The organism is Pediococcus pentosaceus (assembly GCF_001437285.1).
In the GTDB taxonomy this organism is placed as follows: domain Bacteria; phylum Bacillota; class Bacilli; order Lactobacillales; family Lactobacillaceae; genus Pediococcus; species Pediococcus pentosaceus.
Genome location: NZ_JQBF01000002.1, coordinates 296,640 through 317,896 on the forward strand (window position 1 = coordinate 296,640; position 21,257 = coordinate 317,896).

At 35.0% G+C, this 21,257-nt stretch carries 18 protein-coding genes and 1 pseudogene; 3 read left to right on the top strand and 16 right to left on the bottom strand.

What is annotated here, in order from left to right:
* Positions 1–102 precede the first annotated feature (102 nt).
* Positions 103–3,405 (top strand): tetratricopeptide repeat protein, encoded by a 3,303-nt coding sequence (locus tag IV86_RS03225; RefSeq protein WP_056979354.1) that lies wholly within the window; start codon positions 103–105, stop codon positions 3,403–3,405.
* A 111-nt stretch (positions 3,406–3,516) separates the two neighbouring features.
* A pseudogene (locus IV86_RS03230) lies at positions 3,517–4,478 on the top strand (aldose epimerase family protein).
* Between the two features lie 103 nt (positions 4,479–4,581).
* On the opposite strand, the gene IV86_RS03235 reads toward IV86_RS03230, so the two are convergent.
* From IV86_RS03235 to IV86_RS03295, 13 genes are all read right to left on the bottom strand, one after another.
* On the bottom strand, positions 4,582–4,935 hold the full coding sequence (locus IV86_RS03235; protein ID WP_056979355.1) for an arsenate reductase family protein: 354 nt from the start codon (positions 4,933–4,935) through the stop codon (positions 4,582–4,584).
* A gap of 141 nt (positions 4,936–5,076) precedes the next feature.
* The gene (locus IV86_RS03240) at positions 5,077–6,414 is read right to left on the bottom strand and encodes a Na+/H+ antiporter NhaC family protein (RefSeq protein WP_056979356.1); all 1,338 of its coding nucleotides are present in this window, start codon (positions 6,412–6,414) and stop codon (positions 5,077–5,079) included.
* 192 nt (positions 6,415–6,606) lie between these two features.
* Positions 6,607–8,025, bottom strand: coding sequence for a S41 family peptidase (locus IV86_RS03245; RefSeq protein WP_029258023.1), 1,419 nt, complete (start codon positions 8,023–8,025; stop codon positions 6,607–6,609).
* Positions 8,025–8,249: a YozE family protein gene (locus IV86_RS03250; RefSeq protein WP_002833189.1), complete on the bottom strand. Its 225-nt coding sequence runs from the start codon at positions 8,247–8,249 to the stop codon at positions 8,025–8,027. Before IV86_RS03250 ends, IV86_RS03245 begins: the two co-directional genes overlap by 1 nt.
* 11 nt (positions 8,250–8,260) lie before the next feature.
* Positions 8,261–8,851: a YpmS family protein gene (locus IV86_RS03255; protein WP_023440464.1), complete on the bottom strand. Its 591-nt coding sequence runs from the start codon at positions 8,849–8,851 to the stop codon at positions 8,261–8,263.
* A gap of 8 nt (positions 8,852–8,859) precedes the next feature.
* Entirely contained in the window at positions 8,860–9,777 is a 918-nt protein-coding gene (locus tag IV86_RS03260) for an SGNH/GDSL hydrolase family protein (protein WP_023440465.1), read from the bottom strand.
* Between the two features lie 64 nt (positions 9,778–9,841).
* On the bottom strand, positions 9,842–10,687 hold the full coding sequence (locus IV86_RS03265; protein ID WP_029258025.1) for a DegV family protein: 846 nt from the start codon (positions 10,685–10,687) through the stop codon (positions 9,842–9,844).
* A gap of 236 nt (positions 10,688–10,923) precedes the next feature.
* A complete protein-coding gene (locus IV86_RS03270) occupies positions 10,924–11,661 on the bottom strand; it encodes an amino acid ABC transporter ATP-binding protein (protein WP_002833194.1) in 738 nt (245 codons plus the stop codon).
* Positions 11,658–13,109, bottom strand: a complete 1,452-nt coding sequence (locus IV86_RS03275) for an amino acid ABC transporter substrate-binding protein/permease (protein WP_002833195.1) — start codon at positions 13,107–13,109, stop codon at positions 11,658–11,660. The genes IV86_RS03270 and IV86_RS03275 overlap by 4 nt, the downstream gene beginning before the upstream one ends.
* Before the next feature lie 121 nt (positions 13,110–13,230).
* The gene (locus tag IV86_RS03280; protein ID WP_002833196.1) at positions 13,231–13,707 is read right to left on the bottom strand and encodes a dihydrofolate reductase; all 477 of its coding nucleotides are present in this window, start codon (positions 13,705–13,707) and stop codon (positions 13,231–13,233) included.
* Positions 13,708–13,744: 37 nt separating this feature from the next.
* Positions 13,745–14,695 carry a thymidylate synthase gene (locus tag IV86_RS03285; RefSeq protein WP_002833197.1) on the bottom strand — a complete coding sequence of 317 codons (951 nt, stop codon included), beginning with the start codon at positions 14,693–14,695 and terminating at the stop codon, positions 13,745–13,747.
* A 12-nt stretch (positions 14,696–14,707) separates the two neighbouring features.
* Positions 14,708–16,585: a ribosomal protection-like ABC-F family protein gene (abc-f, locus tag IV86_RS03290; protein WP_002833198.1), complete on the bottom strand. Its 1,878-nt coding sequence runs from the start codon at positions 16,583–16,585 to the stop codon at positions 14,708–14,710.
* Between the two features lie 2 nt (positions 16,586–16,587).
* Positions 16,588–17,796, bottom strand: a complete 1,209-nt coding sequence (locus IV86_RS03295; protein ID WP_036672985.1) for a CCA tRNA nucleotidyltransferase — start codon at positions 17,794–17,796, stop codon at positions 16,588–16,590.
* 253 nt (positions 17,797–18,049) lie between these two features.
* On the opposite strand from IV86_RS03295, the gene IV86_RS03300 reads away from it, so the two are divergent.
* Positions 18,050–18,934, top strand: coding sequence for a YitT family protein (locus tag IV86_RS03300; RefSeq protein ID WP_002833200.1), 885 nt, complete (start codon positions 18,050–18,052; stop codon positions 18,932–18,934).
* Positions 18,935–18,988: 54 nt separating this feature from the next.
* Here IV86_RS03300 and IV86_RS03305 read toward each other — a convergent pair whose 3' ends face one another.
* From IV86_RS03305 to IV86_RS03315, 3 genes are all read right to left on the bottom strand, one after another.
* Positions 18,989–19,459, bottom strand: coding sequence for a nucleoside 2-deoxyribosyltransferase (locus IV86_RS03305; protein WP_002833201.1), 471 nt, complete (start codon positions 19,457–19,459; stop codon positions 18,989–18,991).
* Positions 19,460–19,644: 185 nt separating this feature from the next.
* The gene (locus IV86_RS03310; protein WP_171030542.1) at positions 19,645–19,947 is read right to left on the bottom strand and encodes a hypothetical protein; all 303 of its coding nucleotides are present in this window, start codon (positions 19,945–19,947) and stop codon (positions 19,645–19,647) included.
* Between the two features lie 22 nt (positions 19,948–19,969).
* Positions 19,970–21,238 (bottom strand): tetratricopeptide repeat protein, encoded by a 1,269-nt coding sequence (locus IV86_RS03315; RefSeq protein WP_002833203.1) that lies wholly within the window; start codon positions 21,236–21,238, stop codon positions 19,970–19,972.
* Between the last annotated feature and the right edge of the window lie 19 nt (positions 21,239–21,257).

Below are 21,257 nucleotides of genomic sequence, written 5' to 3' on the forward strand. Positions count from 1 at the left end.
ATGTTAGTTGTCTAAAATCCATCGTTTAGCACATTTCGTACATTTCAAGAAAACGCTTTCTACTATATTATTAAGATGTAAAATCGAAGGGAGAACTTTGCTATGAATATTGATATTTCTGCAGATGAACCAGTAACTTTAAAAAAAACAGACTTAACGATTCCAACCTATGGAATCGCTAAGCCAGAAAAAAATCCAATGTTTTTGGAGGATCGAGTATATCAAGGAAGTAGTGGTAAGACTTATCCATTTCCGGTAACCGAACGTGTCTTTGATGAAAAACATGACAAGACATACAAAGCCGTTATCTTAGAAAATAAGTATATCCAGATTACTTTCCTGCCCGAATTAGGTGGACGAATTTATCGAATGTTAGATAAAACTAATAATTACGACTTTGTCTATTATAATCACGTTATTAAGCCAGCACTTGTTGGTCTGGCTGGGCCATGGATTTCTGGAGGAATCGAATTCAATTGGCCACAACATCACCGGCCAGATACTTTTTCTCCAGTGAATTATTACACTAAGATTAATTCAGACGGTTCTAAAACAATCTGGATGAGTGATATAGATCAAATGAATGGCACAAAAATTTTAGTTGGTTTCACTATGTATCCTGATAAAGCATATTTGAAAGTTGACGAAACTTTTTCAAATCCAACTGATTTACCACAGACTTTCTTGTGGTGGGCTAATCCCGCAGTACCTGTAAACGAAAACACTCAATCAATCTTTCCACCAGATGTTAATGCTGTTTTTGATCACGGAAAACGTGCAGTATCTGATTTTCCAATCGCAACTGGTGAATATTATAAAGTTGATTACTCAGAAGGCGTTGACATTTCTCGTTACAAAAATGTACCTGTACCTACTTCTTATATGGCAGCCAAATCAAAATACGACTTTTTAGGTAATTACGATCACCAGAAAGAAGCTGGTCTTCTTCATGTGGCTGACCATCATACTTCACCTGGTAAAAAGCAATGGACTTGGGGACATGGTGATTTTGGACAATCTTGGGATCATCAGTTAACCGATAATGATGGACCATACATCGAATTGATGGTTGGTACTTTCACAGATAATCAGCCCGACTTTTCTTGGCTCAATCCTCATGAAGAGAAACATAGTACTGAATACTTTATGCCTTATAAAGCTGTGGGAGCAGTTAAAAATGCTACGATCAATGCCGCAGTTAATTTGGAAAAAGATGGGGATACAATTTCAATTGCAGCATATGCAACATCAGTATTTTCAAATGCACAAGTTATTTTGGAAAAAGAAGACGAAGTTCTACTTAACGAAAAAACTACATTAAGCCCCACAGAAACTTTTACAACAACCATTCAAAATGATCAGTTTGAATTGCATGAATTAACATTAAAAGTACTTGATCAAGACGAAAATATTTTGGTGCAATATACACCTGAACCTGAAAAAATCGAAGCAATTCCAGATGCTGCCAAAGCAATTCCTAATCCTAAAGATATCAAAACTAACGATGAACTATTCAATGCAGGACAACATCTTGAACAATATCGTCACGCTAGTTTCAGACCTGAAAACTACTATCTAGAAGGACTTAAACGGGATAAATTTGATAAACGAATCAATGATGCGTACGGTCTCCTACTCTACCGTCAAGGGTTATTTGTAGAAAGTGAAAAATACTTTAGACGTGCTTTAGAACGTCAAAACAATCATAATACCAACCCAGTATCTGGTTTCCCAAGTTATCATCTTGGACTAAGTCTTGAAAAACAAGGAAAATACGCTGAAGCATACGATGCTTTTTACAAAGCAACTTGGTCTGCAGATACAAGATCAGTTAGTTTTGTGGCAATGGCTAAAATAAAGATTCGCGAAAATGATTTAGACAATGCTCTTAAATTTATTAATCAAGCACTATTATTTAACTATAATGATTTAACAGCTCGAGCAATCAAGGCTCATATTTTAATTTTGATGAAATCCGATCAAGCTGAAAAACTTTTAAAAGATAGTTTGGAAATTGATAACAGTGCTTCAGCGGTATTGTTCGAATATTCAAAAATTAATCCAGATTGCTTAGATACGTTAAAACATTTCATTGATACTCGTTTAAATGATGTTTTAGATTTAGTTCAACTTTACCTTGAAATTGGACAATACGCTGATGCATTATCGGCCTTGAACATTTACAAAGATGATAATCCATTAAAATCTTATTATGAATCTTATATATACTCTAAATTGGATTCGCAAGAACAAGCTCTTACTTCAGCAAAACTTGGAGCTAGTCTATCTCCTGACTATATCTTCCCAAATCGTCTGTTCGACGTTATCATTTTGGAATATATTCAAAATATCAATCCAAAAGATGGCTTAGCACCCTACTATCTTGGTAATTTATACTATGATCGTCGTATATATCAAAAAGCTCAGGCTTTATGGGAAAAATCAGTCAAACTTGATCCTGATTACGCAATGTCTTACCGGAATCTTTCAATCGTCTACTACAACAAGACTAACCAACCTAAGAAAGCCTTAGAATATTTAGAAAAAGCATTTAAATTAGATCCTAAAAATGCACGGCTTGTTTTTGAACTGGACTCTTTGTATCAAAAAATGAACCATTCTTTAACGGATCGCCTAGCCTTTCTTGAAAAACATTTGGATCTGGTCGAGCAACGCGACGATAGCTACATTCAACTAGTTACTTTATTGAACGAAACTGGTAGATACAAAGAAGCTTATCAAAAGTTAATGGATCGTATCTTCCACCCTTGGGAAGGTGGCGAAGGTAAAGTCAGCTCACAATACGAATATGCATTAGTTGAACTTGCAAAACAAGATATTGCTAACGAAAATTATACGACTGCAATTGAAAAACTTAATCGTGCTTTAGTTTATCCACGCTCACTGGGTGAAGGAAAACTTCCTACGGCAAACAATAATGTTATCGATTTCTACCTAGGTTATGCTTACAAACAAATTAACGATACTCAACAAGCTAATGAGCATCTTAGATTAGCTACTCAAGGATTGGAAAAACCATCTAGTGCTATGTATTACAACGATCAACCATCAGATACGATTTTTTATCAAGGATTAGCCTTTGAACAATTAGGTCAGACAAAAGAAGCAAATGGTAAATTTCACGCATTAATTAGTTATGGTGAAAAACATATTTTCGACAATTTCGAAATGGATTACTTCGCTGTATCATTACCTGATGCCTTGCTATTCAAAGATGATCATAAGTCACTTAATGTCATCGACTGTTATTATCTAATCGCATTAGGATACCTCGGATTGAATCAAGTGGATAAAGCTCATACAATGATGGATAAAATAACTGAATTGACTAATAATCATCAAGGGATGCTCAGACACTATTCGTTCAAAAAATTTAGTTTATAATATAAAAGCACTCATGTGAGTGCTTTTATTAATTGGAGGAATTTCGAAATGAAACATACTTTAGTTAATAAATACCAAACACTAGATGATAAAAATTACTATCGTATTTCTATGTTTAATAAAAATGGTGTTCAAGTTGATATTTTAAATTATGGTGCAACTCTTGAACATTTTTTTGTACCTGGTCGAACATCTGAAAAGGACAACATTATTTTAAGTTTAGAACGCCCAGAATATTATGATAAAGAACGGAATTATCTCGGTGGTACTGTTGGTAGAGTTATTGGCAGAATTGCACATGGTCACTGGCAAGATGAAGATAACACAATACAATTTGAACTAAATGATGGCCCTAATCATGCGCATGGTGGATCAAAAGGATTCGATACGCAAGTATTCGGCTTTACTATTAAAGAAAATGAAAACTGTAGTATCCTTAAATTACATCTATTAGATCCGGATAATTATAATAACTATCCTGGGAATTTAAGCATTTATGTAACTTACACGTTAACAAACGAAAATACATTAATTTATGAAATAGAAGCTATTTCAGATAAAAAACTTTATGTAATCCAGCAAATCATAGCTATTTTAATCTAAATAGCGGTAAAGATATACTAGACCAATATCTAACTTTAGATGCTGACTATTATTTACCACTGGACAAAAATAGTATTCCAACCGGCGAACAAAAATCAGTCACTAATACTCCATTTGATTTTCGAAAACCCAAATTACTTGGTAAAGCAATTACTTCTTTAGATTCACAAATAAGAGAACAATTAGGACTTAATCATCCTTTCTTGCTCAACCGAAATAATAATATTGCAGCAGTATTAGAAAGCTTAGATCATCAGCGTAGATTGAGTGTGGAAACAACTGCCCCATCAATTGTTGTTTATACTGGTAACCATTTTAATAATAGTGGATTTGCACAGAATATTGGCCAATATGGTGGAGTTGCTTTAGAGACCCAATTTCCACCAAGTAATGATGAATCTTTGTCTTCAATTGTGTTGCTACCATATCAAAAATTTTATAGTCGAACTAGTTGGTGTATAGAATTTTGATGTCTTAATTAATCGTATTCCATATAAAATAAGAGTTGAATTTCTGAATAAACTACAGAAATCCAACTCTTATTTTTAGTACAACCGTGTGTCTTTCATTATATTAAATCCAATTTTCTTCATACACTCCTACATTAAATCCACAAGTGACTTTAGTATCGTCGACCATTAACGGACGTTTAATTAACCTACCGTTCTTAGACATTAATGTTGCAGCCTGTTCTTTCGTCATCATTTCTACTTTATCTTTAAGTCCCATTTTGCGATAATCGATTCCACTAGTATTAAAAAAGTAGCGTAATTTCTGATTACTCTTGGAAAAAATATTTAGCATTTGTTCTTTAGTCGGTGGTTGTTCAACTAGATCGATTTTTCCATAGGATACGTCATGTTCTTGTAACCATTTTTCGGCTTTCTTGCATGTACTACACTTAGAATAACAATAAAAAGTTGTCATGTGTCCTCCTAAAATAAAATTTGAGAAACTTCAATTTGCATTCATAATACTATAATTTTTATAGTAATAGTAAGAGAAATAAAACTCTTTCTGGATTTATTTTATTTAAAAATAAAAAGACGATACTAATCGTCTTTTTAACTATTCAGCTTTACTTAAAGTGCTCTTTTTGGCTGAAAAATAATTAATCCCAAATGTTAGTGCCATCAAGATTACCGGGTAGAACATATAACGAATCAAATCCAGATAATTAGTACTCTTACCGGCTAATTGAAGAGTCATCATCATTGCAGAGTCTTGTGGAATTACCATTGAGGCAGTTACCGCGAAGATGGAAATAATCCCTGCTAACACTTTACGATCAACTTTATATTCATCACCGAGTTCTCTAGCAATGGGTGAAGTAATTAGAACTGAAATGTTATTATTTACAATTGCTCCGGTTACACAGAAACTCAAGATTCCAATTAAAGCTTCACAACTAGCTTTACTATGAATACGTTTAGTAAAGACATGCACCAACCAGTCAATTCCACCATAATAACGCATTAACGCAACCATCCCATTGACCATCATTGCAAAAATAGCTAACCAGAACATGCTTTCCATTCCGTTTCCAATTGCCTTCGCACAATCAAAAATATTCGCTTTTCCAAAAAAAATTCCAATTGCGCTTGCCATAACCGTTCCTAACGCTAGTACAATGACCACATCCATCCCGACGGCAGCTAACACTAAAACAGCTAGGTAAGGCAAAATTGTAATAATATTATAGCTTCCGGCGGCAACATGATGGGCACCACCATTATTTAAACTCATCAAAGTATAGGCGATAATAGTTAAAATTGCAGCTGGTGCCGCAATTTTAATTTGCCACAAGAATTTATCCTTCATAGGTGAACCAACTCCAGCAGCTGCCGAGATAGTAGTTCCACCAATCATAGATAACCCATCACCAAAATATGATCCTGTAATTACAGCTGCTCCTGCCATCCCTGCATTCAAATGGGCAGCGGCTACCAGAGAAAATGTAACGGGTGCCATCGTAACGATGGTTCCCGTTGAGGTACCAATACAAAGCGAAATAATTGCTGAAATTAAAAAGATACCTGGAACTAAGAATTGACTAGGAATCAAGGAAACACCTAAATTAACAATTGAGGATTGTCCCCCTGAAAGGGTTACGGCGGATGAGAAACCACCGGCCATCATAACGATTAAAGCTAAATTCATCACCCCTGCATTTCCAGCATTATTTAGGTATAAGTCCATTTTTTTACTGAATTTACTGCGAGGTTCAAAAAATATTAGTGCAAATACTAATGCAATTAAAATGGCCACTTGGCGTGGCATGTATGAAGAAGGATCTTTAGCGCCTTTAATTGTAAAAACGGCTAAACATCCAACATATAGTAGCAAAAAAATTAGTAGCGGAAGCAACCCTGCTGCCCCGTAATTTTTCCGCGTTTCTTTTTCCATTACTCAAAACTCCTATCATACTATGATTAAAACAGATATATTTAACTTACTACTATCTTCCGTAAATTAAAACCAAAAACTGTTAAAAATGCTGACTTTTTGTTAGAAAGTTTGAATAAAACGTTACCATATTTAAATTAGTTCAAAAATTCCAATCAAAAAGGCCCTACAACTGTAGGGCCATAAATCAATTTATTTTTCGTCATTCACAACTTTTTGCGCTTTTTCTAGAGCAGGATCATTTTTAGCTAAAGTTTTAATGACATTCTGTTCGATTGAACGCATTGTCTTCGCATCAACTTTTCCAGTAACAGCTAGCTGATTCTTTTCTTGATAAGCTTCCACTGCCTGCTTGACTTTCTCAGTATACTCTTTAGAAATTTTATCATCATAGTAACCTAATCCCTTTAAGGCAATTTGAATATTTTTAATATCTGAATTGCTCTCTCCCACGGAGTACGTTTTTTTCTGATCAAATTCTGTAATGTATGCCATGGCAGGATAATCAGCCTGATAGTCTGGTTTTAACCCTTTTCCATGAATCCAAGTACCGTTTGGCGTTAGCCATTTTGCAATCGTTAGCTTTAATTCATCACTATCTGTATATTGGGTAATATTTTGAACGGTGCCTTTTCCATAACTTTTGGAACCTACAAGTGGAACATTAGCCGATTGGTGTAAAGCTGCAGCAAAAATTTCAGCCGCACTAGCGCTTTCGCCATTAATAACAACTGTAGTAGGTTTAGTAACTTTATAGCCACCATCATACTTTTTAGACGCCTTGTATACTTCTGCTTTACCAGTCCGAGCTTTAACTTGCATAATAGTTTTGCCATTCTTTAAAAACATCGAAGACATCTTTAAAGCTTCCTGCATCAGACCACCCGGATTATTTCGGACATCAATAATATAAGATTTAGCTCCCTGTTTATCCAAACGTTTAAGTGCCCGTTTAAGTTCACTAGAAGTTTTTTCAGCCACTGTTGAGATAGTTATATAACCTACTTTATTCTTCAACATCTTAGCCGTGACGGTCTCAACTGGAATTTTAGAACGAGTTAGCACCTTATCAAAGGTATCATTTCCTCGCTGCAATTTAACCTTTACTTTAGTCCCAACTTTTCCTCGCATTAAGGTGGTGGCTTTAGAAAGGGATTGATTAGTTAATTTCTTACCATCTACTTCTAAAATCACATCTCCGGCTTTCAGACCCGCTTTTTTGGCCGGTGTACCATCAATGGTAGTCATAACTTCAATTTGGTGATTCTTCTTTACAACTTGAATACCAACACCACCGAAGGCTCCTGAAACACTATCATTCAAACTAGTAGCATCACTATCAGTTAAATAGTCCGAAAATGGGTCGTTTAAAGTGCTCAACATTCCATCAATTGCTCCTGTAGCTAATTTAGAAGTGTCGACTTTTTTATAATAATCACTATTAATTTGATTATAAACACTCGCCACACGATTAAAATCATTTTTCTCACCATCAGTATGACCTAAAATCCCTACAAAAAATACTAAACCACTGACAATAGTAATTAAAACTCCTAAAATCATGGAAAATACGATAGTTAAATACGGATGTTTTTCTATTATTTTTTTCATTAAAACTGTTCACTTTCTAAATATCTTTGCCACGCTGAATCAAAAATTGACATACTTTGTAGATAGCCCGCATTGAGCTCTAAATATTTACTGATCTCATCAAAATCGCGTGATTGTTTAGGAAAAACTTGATCAAAAAAAGCTTGGTTAGCAAATTCTTCAACTTCATTATTAGGTTGCGGATTGCGTTGTGTCATTAAATATTCAAAAAATGATTTTTTCATTAGCATTCTCCTTAATTATTGGCTTTAGGAACGTTAATTATGAATTGAAAATCGTTTTTATCAATATCGATTGTTTTAGCTTGGAAGCTGACTTTATTAGTTGTTTTGATCTGATTCAAACGTAAAAGTGCTTCATCGCCATCAATACTTACCCATTTAGGAAGTTGATAATTACGTGAAATATATTTCAAAACAATTTTAGCTGACAAATTTAACGTTCCCACCGTTAGCCCATGCGCTTTAAGTTTGATATTACCACTTTTGGTCACCTTTGGAATCATCGTTAACGCAAATTGAATCTTTTTACCTAAAATTTCAGTTTCTCCGCTTAAAATAGCGTAGCGTTGACCAATTTTAAACTCATAATTAAAGTCTTCATCTTTTTGAAATTGAGAAAGATAAGCTGCACTTAAATCATTAATTTGATTTTTCTTTAATTTAATTGGAATTCGATCATATTGGTTACTACTTCGAACTACTTGGTCATCAACTTGCTGAATTGGACGAGAAGCTTTAAAAGTTACATAAATACCGCCCGCTAAAAAAATGGAGAGCAGGACTAAAAATCCCCATTTCCAAAAATGATACATATACTTATTCATTTCTTCACCTACTTGAAAATTCTTGCCCGATCCATGGCCTTAAAGATCTTATCTGCCATCATATCATATCCCTTGTCGTTGGGATGAAAATGATCTGCATCCGATAAATAATTATTTTTTTCTTTAGTATCAAATTTACTTTTCTCAAGTTGACTCTTTTCAACAACCGCAATATCATCCTCGGTACTTTGTTTCTTTAAACGCTGCTGCTGACTAAGCGTCTTATATTGACCCACTGATAATGCATTGATATCAACAAAAGTAGCATGCTTGAAATAATCACCAGTGGCTTTTGCCGTGGTATTAAATGTATTTATCGCATCTGTGATAGCCACTACATTTGGGAAATATACGTAAAATGGGTTATAAATTCCTACCATAACAATTTTAATTTTGGGATTCAGCTTTCTTGCATATTTAAAAATATTTTCTAAGTTGTCTTGATAAGTAAGACTAATACGATTAACATTTACGGCAACTTGACTAGGTGATTCAGTAACATCTTTCTGGAGATTCTGGAAAAGATCATTTCCCCCGGCCGTAACAATAAGTACATCACTTTTAGCAGCCTCTTTTTGAATTTTAGTAGTAGTTTTGAAGCGTTTAAGGATTTGATCACTACGCTCGCCACTAACGCCCTCATCGTAAATCGTAGCCTTTTTTATCTGTTTGGTTTTAGTAATTTTCTTAGCTAAACGTTGCTGATATCCACTTTGATTCTTTGTATCGCCAACTCCTTGAGTGAGAGAGTCACCTAATGCTAAAATCTTAAGATTTTTAACTTTTTTCTGGGTCGTCGGTACGACTTTGTTAGCAACTTGAGACGGTGTCTTAGCTCCTTTAAAAAAGCCCAACCCCCATAAAATTAAAAGCGTGATAACCGAAATACCAATGATACTAAATAAAATTTCTCTGACTACTTTCATAATGCCTCTCTCTGTAAAATAAATTAGGGCCAAAATCGGTTAGTCCCGATCTAAGCCCTACTTTTTAATCTTCACTGTAATATAAGATACAAAACGCACCCATACCTGTATGAGTTGCAATAATTGGAACAGTCTCTCGTACAACAATATCATTAACTGGGAAAAATTCACCAACATGTTTCTTCATATCTTCTACCATATCAAAGGCTTCTACATGTGAAATTCCTACCCCTTTGATTTTGCCACTACCTTGCATTTCAGTATAAATATCTGACCAAAGTTTCTTCATGGCTTTCATCCCGCGAACCTTGCCGGCTACATCAAGTTTACCATTTTTTACCTCAAGTAATAACTTAATATTTAGTAAACCTCCCAGCATTCCGCCAATCTTACTTAGACGACCGCCTTTAACTAAATTTTCCAAGTTAACAACGCTTAAGTAAAGTTTGGTATGATCTCGGATATATTCTGCTCGCTGGATAATTTCGTCTTTGCTGGCACCTTCTTGAGCCATCTTAGCTGCTTCTAAAACTTGAAAAGCTAAGGCGCGATCCGTGAATTGGCTATCAATCACAGTCACATCTGCTTTACTAAGTTGAGCAGCTTGTTCGGCAGTATGTACCGTTCCACTGATTGCCTCTAACATATTAAAGCTGATGATTTGGCTACCATCTTCACCTAATTTATCAAACATTTCAACAAATTTACCTAATGGTGGTTGGCTAGTCTTTGGTAGTGACTTAGATGATGCCATTTTATGAATAAATTCTTCATTAGTAATGGTTTCACCTTCGACATAAACTGTATCATCAATCATTACACTTAATGGGACAATTGAAATATCATATTTTTTAATTTCTTCATCAGTAACGCCACATGATGAATCTGTGACAATTTTAATTTGACTCATATTTTCACTCTTTCCTTGTTACATAGTTATTCCGAGTTCTATTCACATGAAGCGTGTTTCATATACATTTATAGAATCCCCGTACATATTTACAATTTTAATTATAACAATCTATTCTAAATTTTTGTTCTATAAACAAACTTTTCCGCAAAAAATTTTTGTATTTAAAAAGAGCCTTGATAAAAATAATATTTAACCTCATTAAATATTATTTTTACTTCAAGCCCTTTTATTGATTAAACGTTTAAAATTTTGTTTAAAAATTCTTGTGTCCGTTCGTTTTGAGGGTTACCAAAAATTTCTTCCGGCTTTCCTTCTTCCATGATATGACCATCCGCCATAAAAATCACACGATCAGCAACTTCTTTAGCAAAGCCCATTTCATGCGTTACAACAATCATGGTCATCCCTGCCTTAGCTAGTTTTTTCATTACTGCTAACACATCTCCAACCATTTCAGGATCTAGGGCCGAAGTCGGTTCATCAAATAAAATCATATCTGGTTTCATCGCTAGAGTTCTTGCAATGGCCACTCGCTGTTTTTGACCCCCCGAAAGAGATTGGGGTTTAGCATTAAATTTATCTTCTAAACCCACTTCTTTTAGCAATTCACGTGCCTCAAGCTCGGCATCCGCTTTACTCATCTTCCCTAATTCAACCGGCGACAACATCACATTTTCGCCTACGGTCAAATTATTAAATAGATTAAAGTGTTGAAATACCATTCCAATTTTTTCACGAACCTGATTCATATTAACCCGTGGATCGTTCAAATCATGCCCATCGATAATGATTTTTCCAGCGGTCGGTTCTTCTAACTTATTTAACGTACGTAGAAAAGTACTTTTACCCGAACCCGACGGACCAATCATAACAACCACCTCATTATCTTTGACGATCAAATCTAATCCTTTCAGAACCTCGTTACTACCGTAAGATTTTTTTAAGTTCTGTACTTCTATTTTTGTACTCATCCCTTCATCCTCCGTTCAACCCATTTTGAAAGCCACGTTAGTAATGTGATGATGACCAAGTAAATTAGTGCTACCATGGTCCAAATTTTAAATCCTTCTAGATTACGTGCAATAATTATCTTACCTGTCTGTGTTAATTCAAGTATTCCAATAATTGAAAGAATCGAAGTATCTTTCAAAGTAATAATAAATTGATTAATAAAGGATGGAACCATAATTTTCAATCCTTGCGGTAAAATAACTCTCCGCATCGCCTTTCCATATGGTAATCCCAGTGAACGTGCTGCTTCCATTTGTCCACCATCTACTGCTTCAATACCGCCTTTTACAAAAGCGGCAGTATAAGCTCCTTCATTTAAGGTTAAGGTAATAATTCCAGCAACAAATGCTGGAATTTTTTCACCTAACAAATTAGGCACCCCCGTATAGATAAATAAGGCTAAAACTAACAAAGGAAGTCCACGGAAAATATAAATTACAGTAGTCGAAACTCCATTAGCAAATTTATTTGGGACAACCCCTAACATTCCGAAGAATATCCCAAAAATGGTAGCAAAGAAAATTGATAATACTGTTAAAATAACCGTTTGTTCTAATCCACCAAGTAATGCGCCTTGATTTTGTTTCCATAAACTAATAAATGTATTTTGTGTTTTATGAGCTTTTTGTGAAGCAACAGCAGAAGCTCCTAAATATTTAGCTACAATCTTTTTATACTGTCCATTGCTTTTAATTTTCTTTAAACCAGCATCAAATTTCTTTAATAGTTCTTGGTTATGTCCTTTTTTAACAGAAAATCCATAAGCTCCGCCATTGGCTGGTTTAGTAACGATCTTAAGTTTTGCCCCAGTTTTAATAGCGTATTGCATAACCGGCTGATCCTCAAAACATGCCACTGAATTTCCAGTCGTCACGTCGTTATAGACGTTATTAGAATCATCAAAAGTAACCGTTTTGAATCCATACTTTTTCTGAATACTTTTAGCATAGTCTCCAGCAGCTGTACCAGTTTTGATAGCAACTCGCTTGCCCTTTAAATCTTGGAAATTTTTGATGGATGAGTTTTGTCCTACAGCCATCACCACCCCAGTTTTAAAGTATGGGGCCGAAAAATCCATCTTCTGTTTACGTTCATCAGTAATCGTTGTTCCAGCAATAACTCCATCCAATTGCCCGGCATCAAGCGCTTGAACCGCTGCATTGAAACCAACCGGCTTAATCTTTACTTTAAAACCTTCGTTTTTAGCAATCGTCCTAATGATATCCATATCAATCCCTACGTACTGATTTTGATCATTAGCAAATTCAAACGGTGGAAATGTAACATCAGTTCCAATCTCGTACACTTTCTCATCCGCATTGACGTTATTCGAATTAAAAACTGACCACCCAAATAAAATTACAATGCTAAAAACTATGCTCAATAAAGTTTTTTTAATCTTTGCCATGATGCCCTCCTACTTATGTTAGATAACCTAACATTAAAAATTAGATTAAATATATCATATAATTTTAATTTTGAAAAGGAGGATAAATAAAAAACCTCAATAAATGAGGTTTTAACGTTTATTAAATTCTAATCCATGTTTCAAAAGTATATGCAGGATTTCTTTCGGTTGATTCATGTTCAACTGAACTAGCCAATTTAAATTCATTTTGGGTAATATCAGGTGCGAAAACCTCACATTGATAATCTTTTTGGATTCTAGTTATCAGAAGTTCATCAGCTTGTGATAACAAGGCATTGTATAAATGACTTCCTCCAATAATATAAAATTTTTCATTAGGATGGGTTTCAAAAATCACCTGAAGTTCACTTAATGAACCCACGCCAACTACAGAATTTGGCAATGAGGTTGGATGATGACTTAAAACAATATTTTTTCGGTTAGGCAACGCTTTTCCAATTGAATCAAAAGTTTTACGACCCATAACTACGGTGTTCCCACTAGTGGTTTTCTTAAAAAAAGCCATATCACCTGGAATATGCCACGGAATAGATTGCTGCTTACCAATTCCATGACGCAAATCTTCGGCCCAAATCATTGAAATCAAATTTAATTCCTCCTAAATTGACTTAAAATTAAACTGCTACCGGCGCTTTAATGGTTGGATGAGGATCATATCCTTCAACCACAATATCTCCTGGTTCATAGTCAAAGATACTGTCATGCACTTGTTTAAATTTCAATTTAGGAGCCGGACGTGGAGTACGTTCCAATTGTTCTTTAACCTGATCTAGATGATTAGAATAAATGTGAGCATCACCGATGGTATGGATAAATTCTCCCACTTCTAAACCGGTCGCTTTCGCAATTAATTCTGTAAGCAAGGCATAGCTAGCAATATTGAAAGGAATTCCTAAGAAAATATCGCCACTGCGTTGATACAGTTGACAGCTAAGTTTCCCATCAGCCACATAAAATTGAAATAGTGAATGACACGGAGGTAATGCTGAGGTTGGTACATCTTCAGGATTCCAAGCCGAAACAATCATTCTTCTTGAGTTAGGATTATTCTTAATCATATCAATAACATTTGAAATTTGATCGATAGTCTCACCAGTACTAGTCTTCCATGCTCGCCATTGGCTACCATAAACATTTCCAAGATCACCATATTTAGCAGAAAATGTATCATCTTCCAAAATTTGTTCTGTAAAACGTTGTTTTTCAATTTTATAGAGTTCATTGAATTCAGGATCAGTCAGTGAGCGGTGACCAAAATCGGTCATGTCTGATCCCTGATATTCATCACTTTCAACCCACTTTTTAAAAGCCCATTCATCCCAAATATGATTATTATGTTGAAGTAAATATCTAATATTGGTATCGCCTTTTAAAAACCAGAGTAACTCACTCTTAATCAAACCAAAAGGGACTCTCTTGGTCGTTAGTAATGGAAAACCTTCACTTAAATCAAAACGCATTTGATATCCAAAAGTACTTAGGGTACCAGTTTGGGTACGGTCTCCTTTGAGATGCCCATTTTCCAAAACATATCTTTCCAAATTAAGGTATTGTTCTTCAAGCATATTAAATTTCCCCTATTCTTCGAAACTTTCTAAGTATTCCCATCTTGCCATTTTTTCTTCTAATTGGTCCGAAATTTCATTTAATTCTTTTTGCAATTCTGCTAATTTTCCGTAATCAGCAGCACATTCGCTCATTTGTTCCTCCACAGATGTGGACTTTTGTTCTAACTTTTCGATTTCAGTTTCAATTGTCTGCCATTCTTTTTCTTCTGAATACGTCCTTTTTTTCTTTTTAGGAGCTTCAACTTGTTCAACTGACTTAGGAGTACTTTTAATTTTACTTGATTGTACTACGTTTTGTTTTAAATAGTCACTGATCGAGCCCGTATATTTTTCAACTTTAGCATTTCCATCAAATATTAATAATTGGTCACTAACTTTATCTAAGAAATACCGATCATGGGACACGGTAAGGACTGTACCTTTGAAGGTTTTTAAATAACTCTCTAAAACAGTTAAAGTAGCAATATCCAAGTCATTAGTGGGTTCATCTAACAATAGTACATTAGGTTGTTCCATTAAAATCTTAATTAAAAATAGACGCCGTTTTTCACCACCAGATAGCTTTTTAATTAAACTACCATGTAGAAAACTTGGAAATAAGAATTGTTCTAAAAGACTAGTGACACTAATTTTTTCACCATCTTTATTGATTACTTCTTGTCCAACTTCTTTTAGGTAATTAATTACCCGTTTATCTTCTGGTATGGGTTCAATTTTTTGAGTATAATACCCAATTTTAACAGTTTCGCCAATTTCAATTTTCCCACCCTGAATAGGTAATACTCCCGCAATCGCATTCAAAAATGAAGATTTACCTGCACCGTTGGCTCCCGTTATTCCGATTCGGTCACCCGCCTGAACTAACTTAGAAAAATCCTTCATAATTTGATGGTCGCCAACTTTTAAATCTAAGTCATTGATTTCAATTACTTTTTTACCTAATCTTTGTTGTGTTAGACCAATTTCAAGGTCTTGATCAACCTCTTTAGGCGCATGTACAGCTTGGTCTAACTTTTCAAAATGGTTAATTCGCGCTTGTTGTTTAGTTCCACGTGCTTTGGGTCCGCGTTTCATCCATTCAAGTTCTTGCTTATATAGTTTGTACTCTTTTTGTTTACTAGCTTCGTTTTGCTCATCACGAACCGCTTTTTGTTCAACATATTTTTCATAGTTACCGACGTACTCAAAAAGGTCTCCGTAACTTAATTCCCAAATTCGATTGGTAACTCGATCTAAGAAATATCGATCATGGGTAACCAATAGTAATGCGCCTTTATAATCAGCAAGGTATTTTTCCAGCCACTCAATTGAATCAAAATCTAAATGGTTAGTAGGTTCATCTAAAATCAATAAATCTGCCGGCTCTAACAATGCCTGTGCTAAAGCGATTCGCTTAACTTGTCCACCCGAAAGATGATGGATAGATTCATCTAGCATATCAACGTGTAATTGCGTCAAAATGGTTTTAATATTACTTTCCGTATTCCAAGCATCCAGTTGATTCATTTCATTTTCAAGTTTAGTAAATTTTTCAAATAGCGTTGATGAAGTTGGATTATTAGTATATTGTTCTAAGATTTCTTCGTAGTGTTTAATTACTTGAAATACATGTTGATCCCCGCTGTAAATAAATTCACGTACCGTTTCAAACTGACTAATTTCTTCACTTTGTTTAAGATATGCAATACGGTAATCGTTTGGTGTTTCAATTGTTCCTGAATCAGCGGGATCAAGATTCGAAACGGCATTAAGTAAATTCGTTTTTCCTGATCCATTAGTTCCAATTAGTCCAACTCGATCGTGTTCATTGATTACAAAATTAATCGAGTTAAACAGCTTCTTTTCACCGTAAGTTTTGGTTAGATTCTTACCTTTTAGTATTTTCATATTTAATCATCTTTCTGTAACTTATTTACTGCATTCAAAAGCGCTAAGGACTCGTTTTTCAGTTCATCATTAATAACCATTAATTTTAACCGGTTTAAAACTTGTCCCATCTGAGGTCCAGGCTTAATTATTCCTTTTTGAATTAGCTCTTTACCAGTAATTGCCATTTCATGTGTATCCTTAATTTGAAGGTTTTGGTAAGTATCTAGCCAAGCCTCACGATTCATCCCTAGAATTTGGGCTACCCGAACGGCGTTAACTACATTAGCTTCACCTGCGTTGAACAGCGCTAAACGTTCGTTTTGATCATTTTTATCCATGCTTAATACTTGTAAAGTCGCACTGACATTTTTGATCAAATCGTTAGATGTCTTCCATTGTTTCAAGAAAGGCATTACTTCTTGAGGAGTTAATTTTAAACTCCAAGCAATCATAGTCCAAACTTGTTCAGGATTTTCTAGAAGTTCCAAGGGATATTTTGTAAGCTGGTATAGTTCTTTAGAACGGTCCTTAAATCCCGGGCAATATTCATTCAATTTAGTTGTTAGCATGTCTTCTAGTCCACGATTGGGTTTGCTACCCAACATCATTTTTTCAAACTCAACTAAGATTCTTTCGACTGAGATTTTACCTAAAAGCATATTATTTTCTTCGATTGCCTTCAGCGTCTTTGCTTCAATTTTGAAATCTAGTTGGCTTGCAAAACGCACTGCTCGCATCATTCTTAAGGCATCTTCATGAAAACGTTCGTGTGGATCTCCTACCGCACGAATAATTTTATGTTCTAGATCGCTTAAACCATCAAAAATGTCAATTACCGTTCGATCTTCTTTTAAAGCAAATGCGTTAATTGTAAAATCACGGCGCATTAAATCTTCTTTTAAAGAGCGTACAAAAGTAACCTGATCTGGACGGCGAAAATCCTGGTAGCCACTTTCGGTTCTAAAAGTCGTGACCTCGTAACCTTCGCCATCATGAATCACCATTACCGTACCATGTTCGATTCCTGTATCAACAGTTTTCTTAAAAATATGTTTAATTTCGGCGGGGTATGCGCTTGATGCAATATCAACATCATGAATTGGCTTATTTAATAATGTATCACGAACACTTCCCCCAACAAAAAAAGCATCAAAACCTGCATCTTCGATTTTTTGTAGGACTGCACGGGCGTCCTCAAATTCTTGGGGCATTTTTTCTATCTGCACCATTTCCACATCCGTTTCAAAGGAATTACTTTCTCGTAACACCTTAAATAATAAATTCTTTAACTTAGTATGCGCATCAATCCGATTTAAGTAAAGGTACTATCTTTTAACTAATTACCGAATTAAGTATAAAAATTTTGCACACACTCTAACATCGTCTTAATAATTCTACCAGCGTATGATTTTTTTGAAAAGCCTGCTCCGCTCTATGGTATGATATTTGCAAGTACTTCAGTTTCTACGTAGGAGGTCTATTATGCAAAAAGATGAATCAATCCGATTTTTAGATTTTGTGATGATTGCCTTAGGTTGTTGTCTGTATGGTTTAGGGTTGGCTGTAGTCAATATCCCTAATAATCTAGCTGAAGGTGGAATTACAGGGGTCACCTTAATTTTACGAGCTTTATTAGGAATTGATCCTGCACTCTCAACAATTTTAATTAATATCCCATTAATTTTCATAGGTTACCGTTTTCTGGGAAAAAGATCTTTAATTTACACAATTTTTGGGACGTTTGCGCTCTCATTTTGGTTATACGTTTGGCAACGAGTACCCATCAGTCTCGATATTCATCATGATATGTTTATCGCCGGAATCCTGGCCGGAATCGCTGGTGGTTTTGGTAGCGGGATCGTTTACCGTTTCGGTGGTACAACCGGTGGAACCGACGTTGTAGCTCGCATTCTCGAGAAACGGCGTGGAATTGCCATGGGGCATACTCTTTTCGCTTTAGATGCCGTCGTATTAACCATTTCTCTTTGCTACATCGATGTCCTTCATATGATGTATACTCTACTAGCAGCTTATGTATTTTCTCGTCTAGTTTCTCTTACACAGGTGGGAGCCTATGCTGCTCATGGTTTACTAATTGTCAGTAGCAAAAACCAAGAGATTGCTGATGCCTTAATGGACGAGTTAGAGCGCGGGGCAAGCTATATTCATATGTCTGGTGCCTATTCTAAAACAGAGCGTGAAATGGTTTATTGCGTAATTGGACCTAACGAATTAAACGTTGCTAAACGTATCATTGGACGAATTGATCCTCAGGCGTTTACTTCTATTATTGATGTCCATGAAGCCATTGGTGAAGGTTTTACCTACGATTCGCCCAGTGCTAAAAATCGAAATATCCCTAATTAAAAAACATCAGTTATGTATAAACTTAAATACATGACTGATGTTTTTTAATTAGCTTTAGAATACTGTTAAATCAGAATATACCGGCTTTAACAAATTAAAATCATAAGTTGCCAAGTCCTTAATACTTTCACCATTAAAGAAAGCAGTGTGACTTCTAGCAAGCATCAAATTAATTTTGTCAGAATCATCAAATTGAACAAGTGCTACGGGATTACCATGTTCAAAGGCAGTACCGATCTCAAATACTGTTCCAGGATCTGAAATGATTTCTTCACCGTTTTTAGTATAATCCAAGATTGCTACAACAATATCGGCTTTGCGAAGTTGACGCACATCGGTTTCAAAGACTCCCACTTGCCATTCAAATGAACCAAATTCCTTAGTATCATATTGATTATCCATTGGTACAAAAATTCTTTTTGAATCAATTGTAGAATTTTTCTTTAAAAGCTCTTCAACCTTACGTACTCTTTCAATTTGTAAATCACTAAAGAAAGGCCCTGCTAAATATACTGAGTTTCCCATGCTTTTTACTCACTCCTTCAATTATGTGTATATAACTATACCATATTTTTTCACTTTTTAGTTAAAAACTGGTTAATTAGCAACTGAATTTATTATTAATGTTCGTTTATTAAGATAATCAAGAACTACTTGAACAAAAATCTATATTAAAAAACAGATTCCGCGCTTGACGGAATCTGTTTTTATTATTTATCGAATAATGCTCTTAGCTTTTCAAGGGAAACTTCATTTTGAACATTTTTATCAATTGCATAAAAAAATTCATTATGTTCGTTACGTCCAATTACGCTAAAAATTGTACGCTCATTAAAACTAGTAACCACTTTAATTTCATATTTTTTAGAGATTTCATTCTTCATTAAATCTTGTTGTTGGTTAAAATCAATTTGTTTGAAGTCATTAAAATCCTCTGAATTATCAGATTTAAATTGATTTTTACGCATCACTTCAACCATTTTTTTATTGAACTTAGGCGCCCAACTTTTCACTTTGAATTTATCATTTAAATTATTAATAACCTTGTTCCTCCAGCTGTTCTAATTCATCCTGCATATCGACATCGGTTGGTGCTAATTTTACGTATTTACGTGCGATATCGACAGCGTGTTCCAACTGTCCACTCTCCCTAAGAAAATGGTAAAGATCCAATAAAAAGGCAGTTGTATCTTTTAAATCACTCAATGCTGCATCAAAGTGACTAGCAGCCTTTTTAAAATCATCTGTCTTCCAATATGCTAAAGCTAAATTCCAATTTAATTGAGCATCAGTTATATCGTCACTAGCGAAACGTAAAGTTTCATCATATTTTCCAATTCGATTATAAAAATCGGTAATGCGAATCATACCTTCTGTATTTTCAGGTGCTAATTCAATTGCCTTCCGCAGGTATTTTTCCACCAATTCATTATCTAAAGCATGCTCAGCCATTTCTGCTGCTTGAAGATACAACTCAGGGTTGTATTGATCGACCGCCAAGCCCTCTTGGGCAGCAATCAATCCTTTGTCCCATTGCTCATCTTTTTGATAAGAATTAATTAAATATGGGTAAGCACTGCTATAAGAAGGATCCAATTCAATTACTTTTTCAAGAGTTGCTTGTGCTCTCTCATTTTCATCTAACTGAAGATAAGTAATTCCTTCTTGCATCAAAATATCTGGTGTCAAATCTTCTTCATGAATTTGTTCAAAGTAGGCAATCGCTTTTTCAAACTTTCCATAAGCGGCATAAGAGACCGCTAACCGTTCAACAATATTAATTTGGGACATTTCACTGATCCCACTTTTAATTAACCCCAGATAGTAGTTTACAGCCTTTGAGTAGTCTTGCGTTGTATAATACAGCTCACCTAAGGCTAATTGGATAGCAGGCTCCTCTGGGGCTAGTTTAATTGCTTCAACTAACTTTCTCTCGGAAACCTCATACAGCTCTTCGGTTTGATATAAATCTGCTTGAACCATTAATGATGATACATAAAACTCAGAGTCAGGCGAAATTTGATCTAAATTTTCTAGAGCTGCATCATTTTTACCTTGATCAATTAAAATTTCAGCCGCCAAGACTAACAGTTCATCATCATTAGGATATTCTTCGATCAATTTTTCGTATATACGAAGTGCTTTTCCATCAAATCCTAATGCAAATAATTCTCCAGCTAAATTATATAGCGTTTCATTGTCATCTTTTCGAAGAGCCCAGCTGTATAGACGGTTCGATTCTTCAATCTGCCCCGACTCAAGTGCTGCTAATGTTTTTTGTGAATATGACTCATTATTATCCATAAATTTTTACAGGCAAACA

Bases quoted from the DNA above. Each gene is read 5' to 3' on its own strand.
- IV86_RS03250 (WP_002833189.1), bottom strand. From the start codon at position 8,249: ATGAAAAAATCATTTTTTGAATATTTAATGACACAACGCAATCCGCAA.
- IV86_RS03235 (WP_056979355.1), bottom strand. From the start codon at position 4,935: ATGACAACTTTTTATTGTTATTCTAAGTGTAGTACATGCAAGAAAGCC.
- IV86_RS03305 (WP_002833201.1), bottom strand. From the start codon at position 19,459: ATGGGAAACTCAGTATATTTAGCAGGGCCTTTCTTTAGTGATTTACAA.
- IV86_RS03255 (WP_023440464.1), bottom strand. From the start codon at position 8,851: ATGAATAAGTATATGTATCATTTTTGGAAATGGGGATTTTTAGTCCTG.
- IV86_RS03260 (WP_023440465.1), bottom strand. From the start codon at position 9,777: ATGAAAGTAGTCAGAGAAATTTTATTTAGTATCATTGGTATTTCGGTT.
- IV86_RS03300 (WP_002833200.1), top strand. From the start codon at position 18,050: ATGCAAAAAGATGAATCAATCCGATTTTTAGATTTTGTGATGATTGCC.
- IV86_RS03285 (WP_002833197.1), bottom strand. From the start codon at position 14,695: ATGCTTGAAGAACAATACCTTAATTTGGAAAGATATGTTTTGGAAAAT.
- IV86_RS03295 (WP_036672985.1), bottom strand. From the start codon at position 17,796: ATGGTGCAGATAGAAAAAATGCCCCAAGAATTTGAGGACGCCCGTGCA.
- IV86_RS03265 (WP_029258025.1), bottom strand. From the start codon at position 10,687: ATGAGTCAAATTAAAATTGTCACAGATTCATCATGTGGCGTTACTGAT.
- IV86_RS03275 (WP_002833195.1), bottom strand. From the start codon at position 13,109: ATGGCAAAGATTAAAAAAACTTTATTGAGCATAGTTTTTAGCATTGTA.
- IV86_RS03315 (WP_002833203.1), bottom strand. From the start codon at position 21,238: ATGGATAATAATGAGTCATATTCACAAAAAACATTAGCAGCACTTGAG.
- IV86_RS03245 (WP_029258023.1), bottom strand. From the start codon at position 8,025: ATGAAAAAAATAATAGAAAAACATCCGTATTTAACTATCGTATTTTCC.
- IV86_RS03270 (WP_002833194.1), bottom strand. From the start codon at position 11,661: ATGAGTACAAAAATAGAAGTACAGAACTTAAAAAAATCTTACGGTAGT.
- abc-f (WP_002833198.1), bottom strand. From the start codon at position 16,585: ATGAAAATACTAAAAGGTAAGAATCTAACCAAAACTTACGGTGAAAAG.
- IV86_RS03240 (WP_056979356.1), bottom strand. From the start codon at position 6,414: ATGGAAAAAGAAACGCGGAAAAATTACGGGGCAGCAGGGTTGCTTCCG.
- IV86_RS03280 (WP_002833196.1), bottom strand. From the start codon at position 13,707: ATGATTTGGGCCGAAGATTTGCGTCATGGAATTGGTAAGCAGCAATCT.
- IV86_RS03225 (WP_056979354.1), top strand. From the start codon at position 103: ATGAATATTGATATTTCTGCAGATGAACCAGTAACTTTAAAAAAAACA.